At 60.4% G+C, this 15,659-nt stretch carries 12 protein-coding genes and 1 riboswitch; of the genes, 10 read left to right on the top strand and 2 right to left on the bottom strand.

Going from position 1 to position 15,659, the window contains the following annotated elements:
* Window positions 1-7: 7 nt before the first annotated feature.
* The 4 genes from DW937_RS11440 to DW937_RS11425 are packed head-to-tail and all read left to right on the top strand — an operon-like array spanning window position 8 to window position 5,222.
* The gene (locus tag DW937_RS11440; protein WP_120120987.1) at window positions 8-1,108 is read left to right on the top strand and encodes a putative glycoside hydrolase; all 1,101 of its coding nucleotides are present in this window, start codon (window positions 8-10) and stop codon (window positions 1,106-1,108) included.
* A 46-nt stretch (window positions 1,109-1,154) separates the two neighbouring features.
* A complete protein-coding gene (locus DW937_RS11435) occupies window positions 1,155-2,447 on the top strand; it encodes a DUF1015 domain-containing protein (RefSeq protein ID WP_120120986.1) in 1,293 nt (430 codons plus the stop codon).
* Between the two features lie 13 nt (window positions 2,448-2,460).
* Window positions 2,461-4,377 (top strand): DEAD/DEAH box helicase, encoded by a 1,917-nt coding sequence (locus DW937_RS11430; protein WP_120120985.1) that lies wholly within the window; start codon window positions 2,461-2,463, stop codon window positions 4,375-4,377.
* A complete protein-coding gene (locus tag DW937_RS11425) occupies window positions 4,374-5,222 on the top strand; it encodes a putative RNA methyltransferase (protein WP_120120984.1) in 849 nt (282 codons plus the stop codon). Before DW937_RS11430 ends, DW937_RS11425 begins: the two co-directional genes overlap by 4 nt.
* A 317-nt stretch (window positions 5,223-5,539) precedes the next feature.
* Here DW937_RS11425 and DW937_RS11420 read toward each other — a convergent pair whose 3' ends face one another.
* Window positions 5,540-6,193, bottom strand: coding sequence for an ECF transporter S component (locus DW937_RS11420; RefSeq protein ID WP_118528448.1), 654 nt, complete (start codon window positions 6,191-6,193; stop codon window positions 5,540-5,542).
* Between the two features lie 489 nt (window positions 6,194-6,682).
* Between DW937_RS11420 and DW937_RS11415 the strand changes: the two genes are divergently transcribed.
* Window positions 6,683-8,119: a PLP-dependent aminotransferase family protein gene (locus tag DW937_RS11415; RefSeq protein WP_120120983.1), complete on the top strand. Its 1,437-nt coding sequence runs from the start codon at window positions 6,683-6,685 to the stop codon at window positions 8,117-8,119.
* On the opposite strand, the gene DW937_RS11410 is transcribed toward DW937_RS11415, so the two are convergent.
* Window positions 8,026-8,940 carry a hypothetical protein gene (locus tag DW937_RS11410; protein WP_120120982.1) on the bottom strand — a complete coding sequence of 305 codons (915 nt, stop codon included), beginning with the start codon at window positions 8,938-8,940 and terminating at the stop codon, window positions 8,026-8,028. The two genes, DW937_RS11415 and DW937_RS11410, sit on opposite strands and share 94 nt — an antisense overlap.
* A 76-nt stretch (window positions 8,941-9,016) precedes the next feature.
* On the opposite strand from DW937_RS11410, the gene DW937_RS11405 reads away from it, so the two are divergent.
* The 5 genes from DW937_RS11405 to DW937_RS11385 all read left to right on the top strand — a co-directional run bounded on the left by DW937_RS11405 (window position 9,017) and on the right by DW937_RS11385 (window position 15,614).
* A complete protein-coding gene (locus DW937_RS11405) occupies window positions 9,017-9,199 on the top strand; it encodes a hypothetical protein (RefSeq protein WP_118528442.1) in 183 nt (60 codons plus the stop codon).
* A 199-nt stretch (window positions 9,200-9,398) separates the two neighbouring features.
* Window positions 9,399-9,500, top strand: a riboswitch (glycine riboswitch).
* A 131-nt stretch (window positions 9,501-9,631) separates the two neighbouring features.
* A complete protein-coding gene (locus DW937_RS11400) occupies window positions 9,632-11,149 on the top strand; it encodes a sodium:alanine symporter family protein (protein ID WP_118528440.1) in 1,518 nt (505 codons plus the stop codon).
* Window positions 11,150-11,248: 99 nt separating this feature from the next.
* Entirely contained in the window at window positions 11,249-11,956 is a 708-nt protein-coding gene (locus DW937_RS11395) for a FadR/GntR family transcriptional regulator (RefSeq protein WP_097774155.1), read from the top strand.
* Window positions 11,957-12,262: 306 nt separating this feature from the next.
* Window positions 12,263-14,050, top strand: a complete 1,788-nt coding sequence (gene ilvD / locus DW937_RS11390; RefSeq protein WP_120120981.1) for a dihydroxy-acid dehydratase — start codon at window positions 12,263-12,265, stop codon at window positions 14,048-14,050.
* A gap of 208 nt (window positions 14,051-14,258) precedes the next feature.
* Window positions 14,259-15,614 carry a gluconate:H+ symporter gene (locus tag DW937_RS11385; protein WP_120120980.1) on the top strand — a complete coding sequence of 452 codons (1,356 nt, stop codon included), beginning with the start codon at window positions 14,259-14,261 and terminating at the stop codon, window positions 15,612-15,614.
* Window positions 15,615-15,659 lie beyond the last annotated feature (45 nt).

Here is a 15,659-nt window from a genome sequence, read left to right as displayed (position 1 = left end):
ATCGACAATGGCAAAGTATAAACGTCAGAAGGTCAAGCGCTACCGCCGCAGCTTCTACAGTCGCGGTACACGCATCAAAAAAGGCATCGGCATCGTGGTGCTGGTGCTGGCGGTGCTGGGCGCAGCCTGGCTGGCAGCACCCCACGTGCTGGACTGGGCTACCCACACCTGGTATACTGTGGTGAAGAACCGTGATCTGGAAGCTGAATCGGCATCCCGCGCAGCCGCCTCGTCCGAAGCAGCTGCATCCTCGGCGGTACAGGAAGCGGCTTCGTCCCAGCCGGAGCCGGAACAGCCCAAGGAGCTGGACGGCAAGGCCATTACCGGCGGCAGCTGGGCCACAGTGGATGTGAGCACCCTTGCCGATGATGCGGCCATCCGTGCAGCGGCGCAGCAGCTCAAGGCGCAGGGAGCGGATTACGGCCTTGTGCCCCTGAAGGATGCCGACGGCAGCATCCATTATGCTTCGCAGGTGGCGGCGGCTTCCGGCAGCGTTGCCGGGACCACTGTGGACCCGGCCCGCATCGCGGCCATCTTCCGGGAGGAGGGCATCATCCCGGCGGCACAGCTTGCGGCCTTTACCGACCCGGTGTCCGGCTATACCGACCGCAGCATGGCCGTGCATTACAGCGGCACCCAGCTCTGGCTGGATAACGTCAGTGCCAAGGCCGGCGGCAAGTCCTGGCTGGACCCCAGCGCAGCATCCGCTGTGCAGTATGTGGGCGACCTGATCGACGAGCTGCACGGCATGGGCTTTGAGCAGGTGGTGCTCACTGGCGTGCAGTTCCCGAACATCATCACCCGCAAGCAGGAGTTTGCAGCGGCGGGCGGCAAGAGTCAGGAGGGCCGCGCTGCCCTGCTGGCTGCGGATATCAGCACATGGCAGGCCCGCTTTGACGGCAGCGTGGTACTGTGGCTGAGCTACCCGGCCCAGCAGTGCACCGACGCTTCCGATGCACTGGGTGCACCGGCTGTGAGCCTTGGAATGCACAACCTGATCGTCACGGCGGATACGCTGGACGCGGCGGCACGCGGACAGCTGCAGCAGTCTGCCGCCGAAGCCGGTGTGCAGAACGTTGTGATCTGCAGTACCGAGAGCTTCCAGTAAAAAGAACATGGATCGCTTTGGTTATTGTAAAAGGGAGAGATCTACTATGAACACGAAATCCTGCTTTGCACCGGCCCACATCCTTCTGCCTTCGGAGCAGATCCCGCTGGAAAAGTGGGGCTGCATCGCCTGCGACCAGTTCACCAGTGACCGGGATTACTGGCAGAAGGCCGAGGCCGTTGCAGCGGGCAGCCCAAGCACCCTGAACATGATCCTGCCGGAGGTCTATCTGGAGGACGGCGATGCCGATGCACGCATTGAGAAGATCCATGCCGCCATGGATGACTATGCCCGGAACGTGCTGACCCGCGCGGTGGACGGCTTTGTTTACGTGGAGCGCACCGAGCAGAGCGGCAAGGTGCGGCAGGGCCTTGTGGGCATGGTGGATCTGGAAGCCTACAGCTACCGCCGCGGCGCACCCTGCGCCGTGCGTCCCAGCGAAAGCACGGTGGAAAGCCGCATCCCGCCCCGCATGAAGGTGCGCACCGGTGCCGCGCTGGAAACGCCCCATATCATGATGCTGGCGGACGACCCCGGCTGCACCCTCATCGAGCCGGTGGCGGCGCATAAAGCCGAACTGCCCAAGGTATACGAGGGCGAATTGATGCTGGGCGGCGGCCACATTGCGGGCTGGGCTGTGGAAGACCCTGCCCTCATTGCGCAGATCGAAGATGCGCTGGCTGTGCTGGGCAGTCAGGAAGAATTCGACAAAAAGTATCCGGATGCCACCCGCCGCGACCCGCTGACGCTGGCCGTGGGCGACGGCAACCACTCGCTGGCCACTGCAAAGGCCTGCTGGGAGGAGCTGAAAAAGACACTCACACCGGAGCAGGCAGCAAACCATCCGGCCCGCTGGTGTCTGGCCGAGGTGTGCAATGTGCACTCGCCTGCGATCGAGATCGAGCCGATCCACCGCGTGCTGTTCAATGTGGACTGCGCAGCGGTGCTGCTGAGCCTGATCACGTGGAGCGATTCCAATATGGCCGGCTGCAGCTTTGGCGGCAGCAAGCAGCAGCCCTTCACGCTGGCCGGGCCGCACATGTCCAACGTGCTCAGCTTTGAGGACCCAACCGCACCGCTGACCGTGGGCACCATTGACGAATTTATCGAATACTATCTTGAGCACCACAAGGAAGCCCGCGTGGACTATGTGCACGACGAGCCTGCTGTGCGCGCCCTGTGCAAAAAAGGTGCTGTGGCATTCCTGATGCCGCCGTTTGCCAAGAGTGACCTGTTCAAAGGCGTTGTGATGGGCGGCGTGCTGCCGCGCAAGACCTTCAGCATGGGCCACGCAGAAGAAAAGCGGTACTATGTGGAGTGCCGGAAAATTACGGAATAATTATTGGAGAACCATGACATTTAAAGAATTGAATCTGTCCGCCCCGCTTCTGCGCGCTGTGCAGGAGGCAGGCTATGAGACCCCGTCGCCCATTCAGGCGGCGGCGATCCCGCCGGTGCTGTCCGGCCGGGATCTGATGGGCTGCGCCCAGACCGGTACCGGCAAGACGGCTGCTTTTGCGCTGCCCATGCTGGACCGGCTCACGGCCAATGCGCCCCGCAGAAAGGGTGCCATCCGCGCCCTGATCCTGACCCCTACCCGTGAGCTTGCTTTGCAGATCGGCGAAAGCTTTGATGCCTACGGCAAGTATCTCAAGCTGCGCAGCACCGTCATTTTTGGCGGCGTGGGCCAGGCACCGCAGGTGGAAGCGCTGAAAAAGGGCGTGGACATCCTGATCGCCTGCCCGGGACGGCTCAACGACCTGATCGGTCAGGGATTTATCGATCTCTCGAACCTTGAGATCTTTGTGCTGGACGAAGCCGACCGGATGCTGGATATGGGCTTTGTGCACGATGTGAAGAAGGTAATCGCAAAGCTGCCCGGGGAGCGCCAGAACCTGATGTTCAGCGCCACCATGCCAACCGAGATCGAACAGCTGGCGGCCGGCATCCTGCGCAAGCCCGCCTTCGTCAAGGTGGACCCGGTGTCCAGCACCGTGGACCGCATCCAGCAGAGCCTGTACCATGTGGAAAAGGGCAACAAGAAATTCCTGCTGCCGTGGCTCATCAAGAACCTGCAGCCCCCGGTGGTGAACGCGCTGGTGTTCAGCCGCACCAAGCACGGCGCGGATAAAATTGCAAAAGACCTCACCAAGCAGGGCATCCCGGCGGCGGCCATCCATGGCAACAAGAGCCAGACCGCCCGCGTGACCGCGCTGGAAAACTTCAAGGCCGGTAAGACCAAGGTGCTGGTAGCCACCGATATCGCCGCCCGCGGCATCGATATCAGCGAGCTGTCCCATGTGTTCAACTACGACCTGCCCGAGGTGCCGGAGACTTACGTGCACCGCATCGGCCGCACGGCCCGCGCCGGTGCCGACGGTACGGCGGTCAGCTTCTGTGCACCTGAGGAGCAGGAGTATCTGGCAGGCATCGAAAAGCTGAACCGCCGCAAAATTCCCGTGGTGAGCGGCCACCCGTGGGACGGCGTGCCCGCGCCGGTGCGCCCGGAGCCGCCGGTGCGCGGCAAAAAGCCCAAGGCAGCCGCCGCTGAACCGGCAGAAAAGCCTGCCGCAAAGCAGCCGAAGCCCGCAAAGGCCGAAGCAAAAAACGCAAAACCTGAAAAAAAGGCTGCACCCGCACCCAAGGTGCAGGCAAAGCCCGCAAAAACCGAAAAAGAGGAACCACTCATGGATGATACCAAGCGTACAACCGGCGGACGCAGCAATGACCGCCGTTCCAATAATAACAGCCGCCCGCGCCGGGAGCAGAATGCTCCTGCCCGCGGCAGCAATGCGCAGCCCAAGTTTGACCCGCATTTTGTGAGTGCCCCGGAGGCCACTCCGCTGCGCCCGGCCAAAAAGACTCCGGCTGCACCCGCCGCCCCGGCCATCCGCACGGCTGCACAGCCTGCTCAGCAGAACAGCAGCATGCAAGGCCAGAAGAGCCGTCGCAATGACCGCAGCGACCGTCCGGCCCGCCAGAACAGCCAGCCTGCCGCCCAGAGCCAGAGTGCAGAGCAGGGCCGCGGTGCAAACAACGGCCAGCGCGGCCGTCAGAATGCGTCCCGCAATGCACAGCCCGCACCGGCCCGTGCCCCCAGAGCGGAGAGCAGCCGCCGCGGCCGTGCCGCTGCTGCAAGGGACGAAGACCCGGGCCTTGTGCTCATCAGCCGTCGTCCGCCGCAGCAGAAGTTCACGAACTTTGAGGAGTATATGAACGCCCACGGCGGTGCAACTGCACCCATTGAGGACCACAGCGACGAAGTATGAGCAAAAATGAACCGTTTGCCCCATGGCAGTGCCCGCTGTGCGGGGAAAAACTGACCGGCGACAGCACCCTGAAATGCACAAAAGGCCACTGCTTTGACCGCGCCAAGGAGGGCTACTGGCATCTGCTGCCGGTGCAGAGCATGCGCACCAAGGCTCCCGGCGACAGCAAGGAGATGGTGGCCGCCCGCCGCGCGTTCCTGAATGCCGGATACTACGGCATCTTTGGCAAAGCGGTGGGTGAGCTGTGCGCAGAGTACGGCCAGCCTGCCAGCCCGGAGACGGCGCTGCATCTGCTGGATGCAGGCTGCGGCGAGGGCTGGTACGACCGCTGCATCGCGCAGGCGCTTGCCGAAAAAGGCCGCCGGGTGCAGCTGGCGGGTTTTGATATCGCAAAGCCTGCGGTGCGTCTTGCGGCCAAGGCCCTGCCCACGGCACAGTATGCGGTGGCATCCAGCTTCAGCCAGCCGGTGCGCACCGGCTGGGCCGACCTGCTGCTGAACTGCTTTTCGCCCTTTGCACAGGAGGAATTCCTGCGGGTGCTGCGCCCGGGCGGACGGATGATCTATGTGGTGCCCGGTGCCGAACATCTGTACCAGATGAAGGCCGTGCTCTACGAAAAGCCCTATAAAAACCCGGTGCAGCAGATCGCCTATGACGGTTTTGCCGCCATTGGGGAACGGGAAGTGACCGGCCGAGTCACGGTGCCCCACGAACAGCTGGAAGCGCTGTTCGCCATGACACCCTATTACTGGAAAACGCCGCGCGGCGGGGCGGAGCGCCTTGCTGCGCTGTCCCAGCTGGAAACCGATATCTCGTTCCGGTTCCTTGTATTTGAAAAGCTGTAATGATAGCAGTCTGCGTTTTTAATGCACAAGCAACATCCGCAAACTGCATATCGCAAATATGCCGTTTTAATAGGCACTATTTTTGAAAATTGCGATAAAAAGAAAAAAACGCTCGTCATGCAGAATTGTGTGACGAGCGCTTTTTGCTTCAGTTTCTGTCAAAAGCCCCGTCCCCGAGGGGGCTGTCGAGCGAATGCGAGACTGGAGGAGTTCCGTGTGACAGGTCGTCCACGAAAAACACCACTGCCCCACCGCCGGAGGATAGGAGAAGTCCGGCAGGTGAGGGCAGCAGTGCTGTATCAGGATAGAGAGATCGCTTAGTGTTTTTCGCCCTTGGGCAGCAGACCGGCACGCTCCAGGGCCGGACGCAGGGCGAGGTACAGGATGACAGCACACACGGTGGAGGCCACGCTGTTTACAAAGGTGACGCCGCCTGCAATTTTGGTCAGCGCCTGTGCCACGGTGTATTCCTGACCAAAGATGTACACATTGCGGAAGTAGCCCAGGAACGGGTCGGTCAGCACGTTCAGCAGCAGGCCGGAACCGGCAGAAACGATCACCTTGACGAGATAGCCGGAGCTGTGGTTGTCGAGGTCGCGCAGCTTGAATGCCTTGTGCGCCACGGCACCGCAGGTGATGCCGATGATGAACTTGAGCACAAAGGTGGTGACGGCGTAGCCCGGGTCACCGGCCAGAATATCGGCCAGCGCCAGACCAATGGCACCGGCCAGACCGCCGGACACACCGTCCAGCAGCAGGGCGGTCAGGGCGGTGAAGGTGTTGCCCAGATGGAACGAAGAGCCGCCGTAGAACGGCACACGGAAGAACAGATAAGCCACAAGGCTTAAAGCGGCCATGACACCGGTCAGGGCCAGCTCCTTGGTGGTGAAGGTGCGCTTGTACAGCACACTTGCAAACAGAATGACGATGACAACGACTGCCAGAAGCAGCCACATTGCAGTAGTAGACATGATTTTACTTTCCCTCCAAATTTCCAAAATACCAGCCAAAACCCATGCGAACTTGTCAGGGCGAGGCCCTTCCATCTTGCCTGTGGCAAGACCGTTCGGTCGCTTAAAGTCCCCACTGGGGACTTTATTGTTCCGCTTCGCTTCACAAACGCGAACTTGTCAGGGCGAGGCCCTTCCGTCTTGCCCGCGGCAAGACCGTTCGGTCGCTTAAAGTCCCCACTGGGGACTTTATTGTTCCGCTTCGCTTCACAAACGCGAACTTGTCAGGGCGAGGCCCTTCCATCTTGCCTGCGGCAAGACCGTTCGCCGCTTCAAAGCCCCACTGGGGCTTTGATTGCTTCGCAACCACTTACCTACAATCCTACTTGACATTTGGGTGTCCAGCGGGTATGCTCCTATTATACGCAGAACTGACACCATGAAAATACCCAGAATAAAGTTTTTTAATGGGGTCAGTTTGATGCAATATCCAGACAGGAGGGATAATTTATGGTCCATCTGACCACGGCGCTGGATGCTTCTTCTGGCGTGCCGCTGTACGAACAGCTGTACCGCAGCCTTGCCGGAGAGATGCGAAGCGGCACCCTTGCGGCGGGCACCCGGATGCCCGGCAAGCGGCGGCTGGCGGCAGAGCTGTCCGTCTCGGTGAATACGGTGGATGCCGCCTATCAGATCCTGGCGGCGGAAGGGTATCTGGAATCGCGGGAGCGCAGCGGCTTTTATGTACAGGAATATCTGGCCCTGCCGTTCCGGCCTGCCGGCGGGCCGGAACAGCCCGCACCGCCAAAACCGGAACCGCCTGAGCTGCCGGTGCGGTACGACCTTTCCACCCGCGGGGTAGACCCGGAGCTGTTCCCGTTCCGCACATGGGCGCGGCTGCAAAAGGAGCTGCTCTATTCCTCGCCCCAGCTGCTCACCCACGGCGATGCACAGGGCGACCCGGCCCTGCGGCAGGCGCTGGCGGAATATCTTTCCGAATACCGGGGTGTGCAGTGCGGGCCGCATCAGATCGTGGTGGGCGCGGGATTGGAATATCTGCTGGGCCTGCTGGCACCGCTGCTGCCCGGCCCTGCAGCGGTGGAAACGCCGGGCTACCCCCGTGCTTTGCAGGTGCTGCAGAACAACGGTGTGCACTGCTGCTGCCTACCGGTGGACGAGGACGGCCTTTCGGTGGAAGCACTGAACCGGTCGGATGCAGCGGTGTGCTACGTCACGCCCAGCCACCAGTTCCCCACAGGTGTTACCATGCCTGCGGGCCGCAGGGCCGAGCTTCTGCACTGGGCAGCCCGCAGGCCGGGCGGGCGGTATATTATAGAAGATGATTACGATTCGGAGTTCCGTTTTGATACCCGGCCTCTGCCCAGCCTGCAGGGCATGGCGGGTGCAGACGGCCCGGTGGTGTACCTCTCCACCTGCTCCCGCAGTCTGGCTCCCAGCATCCGTATCGCCTATATGGTGCTGCCGGAGCATCTTCTGCCTGCATGGCGGAAAAAATACCGCCTGTACTCCGGCACGGTGAGCCGGTTCGAGCAGCAGACGCTGGCCCGCTTTATCACCGAGGGCTACTTCACCCGGCATCTGGCCCGGGAACGGGTGGCCTACAAGGCCCGGCGGGACGCGCTGGCGGCAGCATTGAACACTGCCTTTGCTCCCGGCGAGCTGACCCTTGCGGGCCTGCACACCGGCCTGCACCTGCTGGCAAAGCTCAAAGACCCGCCGCCGGATGCTGCGCTGCGCTGCGCGGCGGAAGCCGAAGGCGTGCAGCTGAGCCTGCTGAGCGATTACGACCTGACCGGAGAAGCACCCTCAGCGGCGGGCACGCTGGTGCTGGGTTATGGCTCGCTGAAGGACGAGGCCTGCGCCTCGGTGGGCGAAACATTGAAAAAGGTCTGCATGGCAGCGCGGGAAACATCCGTGACCGTGTAAGTGCCGCTGGCGGCATCCCACTGGCCGGGCAGGGCCTGCGCCGCCACAGCGGCGCTGTTGTTGGCAAGAAATTCCAGAGTGCGCTCCAAAGCGTCATAGTCCAGCGCGGTCAGGTCGGTGAGCAGGGCCGAACTGCTGGCACGCAGGGCATCCGGCAGGGTGGCGGGCAGCAGGTCCAGATCCTGCCGAAAAAAAGCATCCCACACGGCAGCGCGGGCCGCTGCGGTGCGTACTGGTGAAAAGGCTTCGTCGGCCTGCAGCTGGCATAAGAATTCGTGCGCGTCCCCGGCGGAAATGCCCTGCACGGCCCGGCTGCGGCCATAGCGGGCAAGCTCTTCCTCGGTCAGTGCGCCGGTAAAGCCTACCCGCACCGGCCCGTACCGGCTGGTAATGCGCTCCAGCACATCGGGAGAAAAGGCCAGATACCTTGTGCCCTCCGGCAGGGCCAGCACCTGTGCCAGCGCTTCGCGGCAGCGGGCCGGGCCAGCGGCGGCATAGCAGCGGGCAAGGGATGTTTCTTCTTCTGCAAAAGGCACGGTGAGCACGGCAGGCACGCTGAGCAGATGCACGCAGTTCTGACTGGCGTTCAGGTAGGCCAGCACAAAGCCGGGCTGTTCGCCGGAGACGCACAGCAGCACAGTGAGCTGGTCGGTGGTCTTAGGCAGCTGGATGGGCACACCGCTCTCGCTGCGGGCAGCCTGCCGCAGCTGGGTGCGCAGCTGCTGACGGGAAAGCAGCACCGTGCCGCCCACCAGCGGCACCAGCACCAGCAGCGAAGCAAACAGTGCTGCCCAAAAGGGCTTCCAACCTCCACTGCGCATGGGATACACCGCCTTTCTTTTGCATAAAGCTTTGGCCTGCAGGCAAGACTTTATGCAGCAAAGGAGGCGTTTGCAGATGAAAAACAAAAAAGAAACCGCACCGACCACAGAGAAAGAACGGGAGGACTTCTGGCTGGAGATCGGCCCCGCCAGCGCCTATTACGGCACAGATTCTTACGAGACCGCGAAAGAAAACGGCGATGCCAGCCCGGATGGCAAAGCCCGGGGGTTTGAAGGCGCAGAGCCGAAAGAAAAGTAAAATAAATTTATGGCAGCGCTATGATGAGGGGAGGACAAAAGTAATACCAAAACAAAATTCATCTATCTGCATAACAGATGAAAAAACAGCATATGATATACAAAATGTCTTGCGCACAAGGACAGAATATGGTATAGTCTTTCTATCGCGCACAACTGTGCGCCAGAAGAACTGAAAAAGACGTGCACGGCGGGGAAAGACCGTGCACTCTGGAGAAGCCCGCTTGTAAAGTGGGTGCCGAAGGTGTAAGGCCGCAGGGAAAGCGGCTGTATCTCTCAGGCAAAAGGACAGAGCCGTCGTCTTTGCGCAATGGGGCGCAGCCGGGAATGCGGCGCACTCCGGCTGCGGAAAATGAGAGCGCTCCGAATTTTGCGGGCAGAGCCTTTGGTGGGTTCTGTCCGCTTTTGTTTTGTGTATAGGGGGAAAGAGAGAATGGTCGAGATGATCACGCAGGTGAACAATGCCATCAATGGCGTGGTGTGGGGGCCGTTTGGTCTGGCACTGCTGTTCTGCACCGGCTTCTGGATGAGCGCCCGCACGGGCTTTTTCCAGTTCCGCAAAATGGGCTACTGGCTCCGGCACACCATCGGCGCGATCTTCACCAACAAGGACATCACCGCGCACACCAGCAAGGAGGATATGGCCATCAGCCAGTTCCAGAGCATGTGCACGGCGCTGGCGGGAACCATCGGCACCGGCAACATCGTGGGTGTGGCAACGGCTATCGTTTCCGGTGGGCCGGGAGCCATCTTCTGGATGTGGGTCATGGCATTGCTTGGCATGATGACCAGCTTTTCGGAGAATGTGCTGGGCGTGTACTACCGCCGCAAAAACGAAAAAGGCGAGTGGTCGGGCGGTGCCATGTACTACCTCACCGATGGTCTTGGCGCAAAGAAGGGCTGCAAACAGCTGGGCAAGGTGCTGGCAGTGCTGTTTGCCTGCTTCTGCATTCTGGCTTCCTTCGGCATTGGAAACATGAGCCAGATCAATTCCATCGCGGGCAACATGAACGCTGCTTTTGGCGTACCGACCCTCGTCACCGGCCTGTGCCTGATGGTGGTCACGGCCCTTATCGTCATTGGCGGTTTGAAGCGCGTTGCCGCTGTTACCGAAAAGCTGGTGCCGCTCATGGCCCTGTTCTACATTGCAGGCGCGCTCATCATCGTAGTGCTGCACGCGGGCAATATCCCGGCGGCATTTGCGGCTATTTTCAAGGGTGCGTTCAACCTGAATGCGGCAGGCGGCGGTGCGCTGGGCTACGGCATCAGCCAGACCATCACATGGGGCTTCAAGCGCGGTGCTTTTTCCAACGAAGCGGGCCTCGGTTCCGCTGTCATGGTCAACTCCGCTTCCAACGTCAAGGAGCCGGTGCATCAGGGCATGTGGGGTGTGTTTGAGGTGTTTGCCGATACCATCGTGGTCTGCACGCTCACTGCTCTGGTCATCCTGACCACCGGCGTGGTGGACCTGCAGAGCGGCGCTGTACTGGCCGGTGTGCAGGACAACGCATTGGTGGGTCAGGCCTTCACCGCCGCATTTGGCAGCTTTGGCCCCAAGTTCATTGCCATCTCCATTCTGCTGTTTGCCTACTCCACTACGCTGGGCTGGAGCCACTACGGCACCAAGGCCGTGGAGTATCTCTTCGGCACCACCGGCAGCCGCATCTACAAGGTGGTCTTTGTGTGCATGACCGTGGTGGGTGCCACCATGAAGCTGGGCCTTGCGTGGGATCTTTCCGACACGTTCAACGGTCTGATGATGATCCCGAACCTGATCGGCGTGCTGGTGCTGTCCGGCACTGTGGTGGACATCACTCGCAACTACTTCGACCGCAGGGTGAAGGGCAAGGACATCGAACCCATGTGGTCGGCTTTCCTGGAGTACCAGAAGCAGGAGGAGGCCGAAGCCGCCGCAGAGGAAGCGGAGCTGGAAAAGGCCGCAAACGAATAAAATACCCAAAAGCAAGGGCTGTCTGTGAATGAGGACGGCCCTTGCTTTTGTCTGCTGCCCTGCCTTATAATAAATTAAAAAACAGGGGAGGGAGCAACCATGAGCGAATTTTCCCATCTGAAAAACAAACTCCTTGCCGAACAGGTGGAGGACGAAATTTACCATTATATTCTGGACACGCCGCTGGAGCCGGGCACCAAGCTGCCCAATGAATTTGAGCTGGGCGAAAAATTCGGTGTGGGCCGCAGCACGGTGCGCGAAGCCGTGAAGCTGCTTTCCAGCAAGGGCATCGTGGAGGTGCGGCGCGGCTCCGGCACCTATGTGGTCACGACTGCCAAGGGCCTTTCGGACCCACTGAACCTGCGCAGCGTGCAGGACAAGAACGCACTGGCGCTGGATCTGGTGAACGTGCGCCTGCTGCTGGAACCGGGCATGGCCGAGATGGCAGCGCTGAACGCTTCCGACGAGGACATTGAGCGCATCCAGCGCCTGTGCGACCGGGTGGAGAGCAAGATCCACAGCGGTGATCTGTACATTGAGGACGACATCGCATTCCATACCTGCATCGCAGAGAGCAGCAAGAACATGGTGGTGGAGCAGCTGATCCCCATTATCGATACGGCGGTCATGATGTTCGTGAATGTTACCCACAAAAAGCTGACGGAGGAGACCATCCTGACCCACCGCATGATCACCGAAGCCATTGCCCGGCATGACCCCATTGGTGCCCGGTCTGCCATGGTGATGCACCTGAACTTCAACCGCAACTGCATCCGAAAGCTTTACGACGGCGAATGGGAAACCTGACGCCGCCGCATTTTACGTCCCCGCACAGCGCAAGGGCTGTGCGGGGACTTTTTATGCCTAAAGTTGTCTGATGACTTTTTAAGACGAATGAAACAGAAAAGTCGAAAAACTGGTTAGATTCTATGATGTGTCCAAGATTTCAGAGCAATGTGCACGAAAAACTGGGCTGGTTATTGTTATAAAGTGGGTTCTGACTGCGACAACTTGCAAACGAGGCGGGATTCGATTAAAATGAACATGTAAGATGTCCGACAGTCAAAAGGACGATTTGCAAAGCAGAAAAAAGAGTATTTTGGAGGTACGATCATGGAACTGCGTTCTCAGGCAGTGCGTAAACTGGCACCGGAAAACGATCCGCTGAAGATCGGCATGGGCTGGAAGGTGGATGACCTTGCAAAGCCCCAGATCATGGTGGAGAGCACCTTTGGCGACAGCCACCCCGGCAGCGCCCATCTGGATCAGTTCGTGAAGGAGGCTGTACAGGCAGTCAACACCCACGGCGGCAAGGCTGCACGCTATTTTGCAACCGATATGTGCGACGGCATCGCACAGGGCCACGACGGCATCAACTACTCGCTGCCCCACCGTGATGCCATCGTGAATCTGGTGGAGGCTCAGGCCAACGCAACCGTGTACGACGGCGGTGTATTCATCGCCAGCTGCGACAAGTCCATGCCCGCCATGCTGATGAGCATTGGCCGCCTGAAGGATATGAGCGCCATCGTGGTCACCGGCGGCGTGATGGAAGCCCACACCCTGCCCAAGAAGTACGTGGTCAACGACCCCGCCTGCGCCATCAACGACCTGCTGACGCTGGAACAGATCGGCAAGTTCGACGCATGGGAAAAGACGGGCGTGATCCCCAACGAGCAGCTGGACTACTACAAGCACAATGCCTGCCCCAGCTGCGGTGCCTGCTCCTTTATGGGCACCGCTTCTACCATGCAGATCATGGCCGAGGCTCTGGGCCTGATGCTGCCGGGCACCGCCCTGATGCCCGCCACCGCCCCGGAGCTGAAGCAGGCCGCCTATGACGCCGGCGTTCAGGTGATGAAGCTGGTGGCCGAGGGCATCAAGGCCAAGGACATCGTCACCATGAAGAGCTTTGAAAACGCCATCATGGTGCACGCCGCCATCTCCGGCTCCACCAATGCCACCATGCACCTGCCCGCCATCGCCCACGAGTTCGGCTTTGAGATCGATGCCGACACCTTTGACCGGATGCACCGCGGCGCACACTATCTGCTGAACATCCGTCCTTCCGGCGACTGGCCCGCACAGTACTTCTACTATGCAGGCGGCGTGCCCCGCGTGATGGAAGAGATCAAGTCCATGCTGCATCTGGACGTGATGACTGTCACCGGCAAGACGCTGGGCGAAAACCTGGAAGACCTGAAGAAGAACGGCTTCTACGAGCACTGCGACGAGATCCTGCAGGAAAAGACCAAGGATCTGGGCATCAAAGTCACCCGCGAGGATATCATCCACAGCTTTGACAACGCCAAGGGCACCGACGGCAGCATCGCTATCCTGAAGGGCAATCTGGCCCCGGAGGGCAGTGTCATCAAGCACACCGCCTGTCCCAAGAACATGTTCCACGCCACCCTGCGCGCAAAGCCCTTTGACAGCGAGGAAGAGTGCATCAGCGCCGTTCTGAACAAGCAGGTCCAGCCCGGAGATGCCATCTTCATCCGTTACGAAGGCCCCCGCGGCAGCGGCATGCCCGAGATGTTCTACACCGGCGAGGCCATCTGCGCCGACCCGAAGCTGGCTTCCAGCGTGGCGCTCATCACCGACGGCCGCTTCTCCGGCGCAAGCCGCGGCCCGGTCATCGGCCATGTCAGCCCGGAGGCTGCAGTGGGCGGCCCCATCGCTCTGGTGGAAGAGGGCGATCTCATCCGCATCGATGTGCCGAACCGCCAGCTTGCCATCGTGGGCGTGAACGGTGAGGAAAAGACCCCCGAAGAGATGGAGGCCATCCTTGCCCAGCGCCGTGCCAACTGGAAGCCCAAGGCTCCCAAGTACACCAAGGGCCTGCTGAAGCTCTACTCTCAGCACGCCGTCAGCCCCATGAAGGGTGCATATATGGAGTAAAAACGCTTCGTTTGCGATAAAAAACTCAAAACAAAAAATCAACTGGTCAGCGTTGTTTTGCTGAACGGTCTGGATGAAGTTGCGCCAAAAACAAAAAAGCGGATATTGCTTCGTCTATAAAAACCATCGGGATCCGGTGTCCGTCTGCGGGGACGGCGCTGAAATAAGACCCAAAGCACACAAAACATCAAAAATGGAGGAAACGTTTATGACAGCTGTTGCAACCCCGGATGCCGCACGGCTCGTGTTCGCCGCGGTGGCGGGCCTGATCCTTTTGCTCATCCTCATCATCAAGTTCAAAGTCCACGCCATGATCTCCATCCTGATCGGTGCGGTGGGCATCGGCCTGATGGCCGGTATGCCCCTGTCTGACATCATCGGCTCGGTCAACGAAGGCATCGGCAACACCTTAAAGGGTATCGCTCTTCTGGTGGGCCTTGGCTCCATGTTCGGTGCCATTTTGGAAGAATCCGGCGGCGCACAGACGCTGGCCGTGACCATGGTGCGCAGGTTCGGCGACGAAAAAGCCGCATGGGCGCTGGGCATCACGGGTCTGGTGGTGGCCATGCCGGTGTTCTTTGATGCCGGTCTGATCATCCTGATCCCGCTGGCCTTCTCTCTGGCAAAGCGCACCAAGCGCTCGGTCCTGTACTATGTCATCCCTCTGCTGGCCGGTCTGGCTGTCGGCCACGCCTTCATCCCTCCCACGCCGGGCCCCGTTCTGGTGGCCAGCATGCTGGGCGTTGATCTGGGCTGGGTCATCCTCATCGGCATCTTCTGCGGCATCTTCGCCATGATCGCTGCCGGTCCCATCTGGGGCTCCATTTGCGGCAAGAAGTATATGATCGAGGTGCCCGAGCACGTTGCACAGCAGGCAGACATCGACGAGAGCAAGCTGCCCAAGTTCGGCACCATCGTGGGCATCATCCTGATCCCGCTGGTCCTCATCATTGCAAACTCTGTGGCAAAAGTGGTGCCCGCTCTGGCTGGCATCCAGCCCGTTCTGGCCTTCCTCGGTGAGCCCTTCATGGCTCTGCTGCTGGCTACCATCGCTGCTATGTATCTGCTGGGTACCCGTCACGGCTATAACAATGCCCAGCTGGAAAAGATCATGACCAAGTCCCTTGAGCCCACCGGCATGATCCTGCTGGTCACTGCCTGCGGCGGCGTGCTGCGCTACATGCTGCAGAACTCCGGTCTGGGCGATGTCATCGGCAACGCCGTGGCAAACGCCAGCCTGCCGCTGGTTCTGGTGGCCTTCATCGTGGCTGCTCTGGTGCGCATCTCCGTTGGTTCCTCTACCGTGGCTATGACCATGGCAGCAGGCATCATCTCCGCCATGCCCGGCATCAGCGAACTCAGCCCGCTGTATCTGGCCTGCGTCACCGCTGCCATCGCCGGCGGCTCCACCGTGTGCTCCCACTTCAACGACTCCGGCTTCTGGCTGGTGAAGAGCCTTGTGGGCATGGACGAAAAGACCACCCTCAAGACCTGGACCATCATGGAAACTCTGGTTGGCGGTGTGGGCTTCCTGGTAGCACTCATCATCTCCTTCTTTGCCTGATCATCCTCATCTGCGGGGCTGTGCCTGCACACAGTCTGCGCAATG

Source organism: Faecalibacterium sp. AM43-5AT, from assembly GCF_003603345.1.
GTDB classification, from domain to species: domain Bacteria; phylum Bacillota; class Clostridia; order Oscillospirales; family Ruminococcaceae; genus Faecalibacterium; species Faecalibacterium taiwanense.
Note: the sequence above shows the minus strand (reverse complement) of the source record. Positions and strands in the feature narration are given on the sequence as shown.

What these genes read in the sequence shown, in the direction of transcription:
- DW937_RS11430 (WP_120120985.1), top strand. Translation starts at nt 2,461, where the DNA reads ATGACATTTAAAGAATTGAATCTGTCCGCCCCGCTTCTGCGCGCTGTG.
- DW937_RS11440 (WP_120120987.1), top strand. Translation starts at nt 8, where the DNA reads ATGGCAAAGTATAAACGTCAGAAGGTCAAGCGCTACCGCCGCAGCTTC.
- DW937_RS11385 (WP_120120980.1), top strand. Translation starts at nt 14,259, where the DNA reads ATGACAGCTGTTGCAACCCCGGATGCCGCACGGCTCGTGTTCGCCGCG.
- DW937_RS11420 (WP_118528448.1), bottom strand. Translation starts at nt 6,193, where the DNA reads ATGTCTACTACTGCAATGTGGCTGCTTCTGGCAGTCGTTGTCATCGTC.
- ilvD (WP_120120981.1), top strand. Translation starts at nt 12,263, where the DNA reads ATGGAACTGCGTTCTCAGGCAGTGCGTAAACTGGCACCGGAAAACGAT.
- DW937_RS11410 (WP_120120982.1), bottom strand. Translation starts at nt 8,940, where the DNA reads ATGCGCAGTGGAGGTTGGAAGCCCTTTTGGGCAGCACTGTTTGCTTCG.
- DW937_RS11415 (WP_120120983.1), top strand. Translation starts at nt 6,683, where the DNA reads ATGGTCCATCTGACCACGGCGCTGGATGCTTCTTCTGGCGTGCCGCTG.
- DW937_RS11425 (WP_120120984.1), top strand. Translation starts at nt 4,374, where the DNA reads ATGAGCAAAAATGAACCGTTTGCCCCATGGCAGTGCCCGCTGTGCGGG.
- DW937_RS11435 (WP_120120986.1), top strand. Translation starts at nt 1,155, where the DNA reads ATGAACACGAAATCCTGCTTTGCACCGGCCCACATCCTTCTGCCTTCG.
- DW937_RS11400 (WP_118528440.1), top strand. Translation starts at nt 9,632, where the DNA reads ATGGTCGAGATGATCACGCAGGTGAACAATGCCATCAATGGCGTGGTG.
- DW937_RS11395 (WP_097774155.1), top strand. Translation starts at nt 11,249, where the DNA reads ATGAGCGAATTTTCCCATCTGAAAAACAAACTCCTTGCCGAACAGGTG.
- DW937_RS11405 (WP_118528442.1), top strand. Translation starts at nt 9,017, where the DNA reads ATGAAAAACAAAAAAGAAACCGCACCGACCACAGAGAAAGAACGGGAG.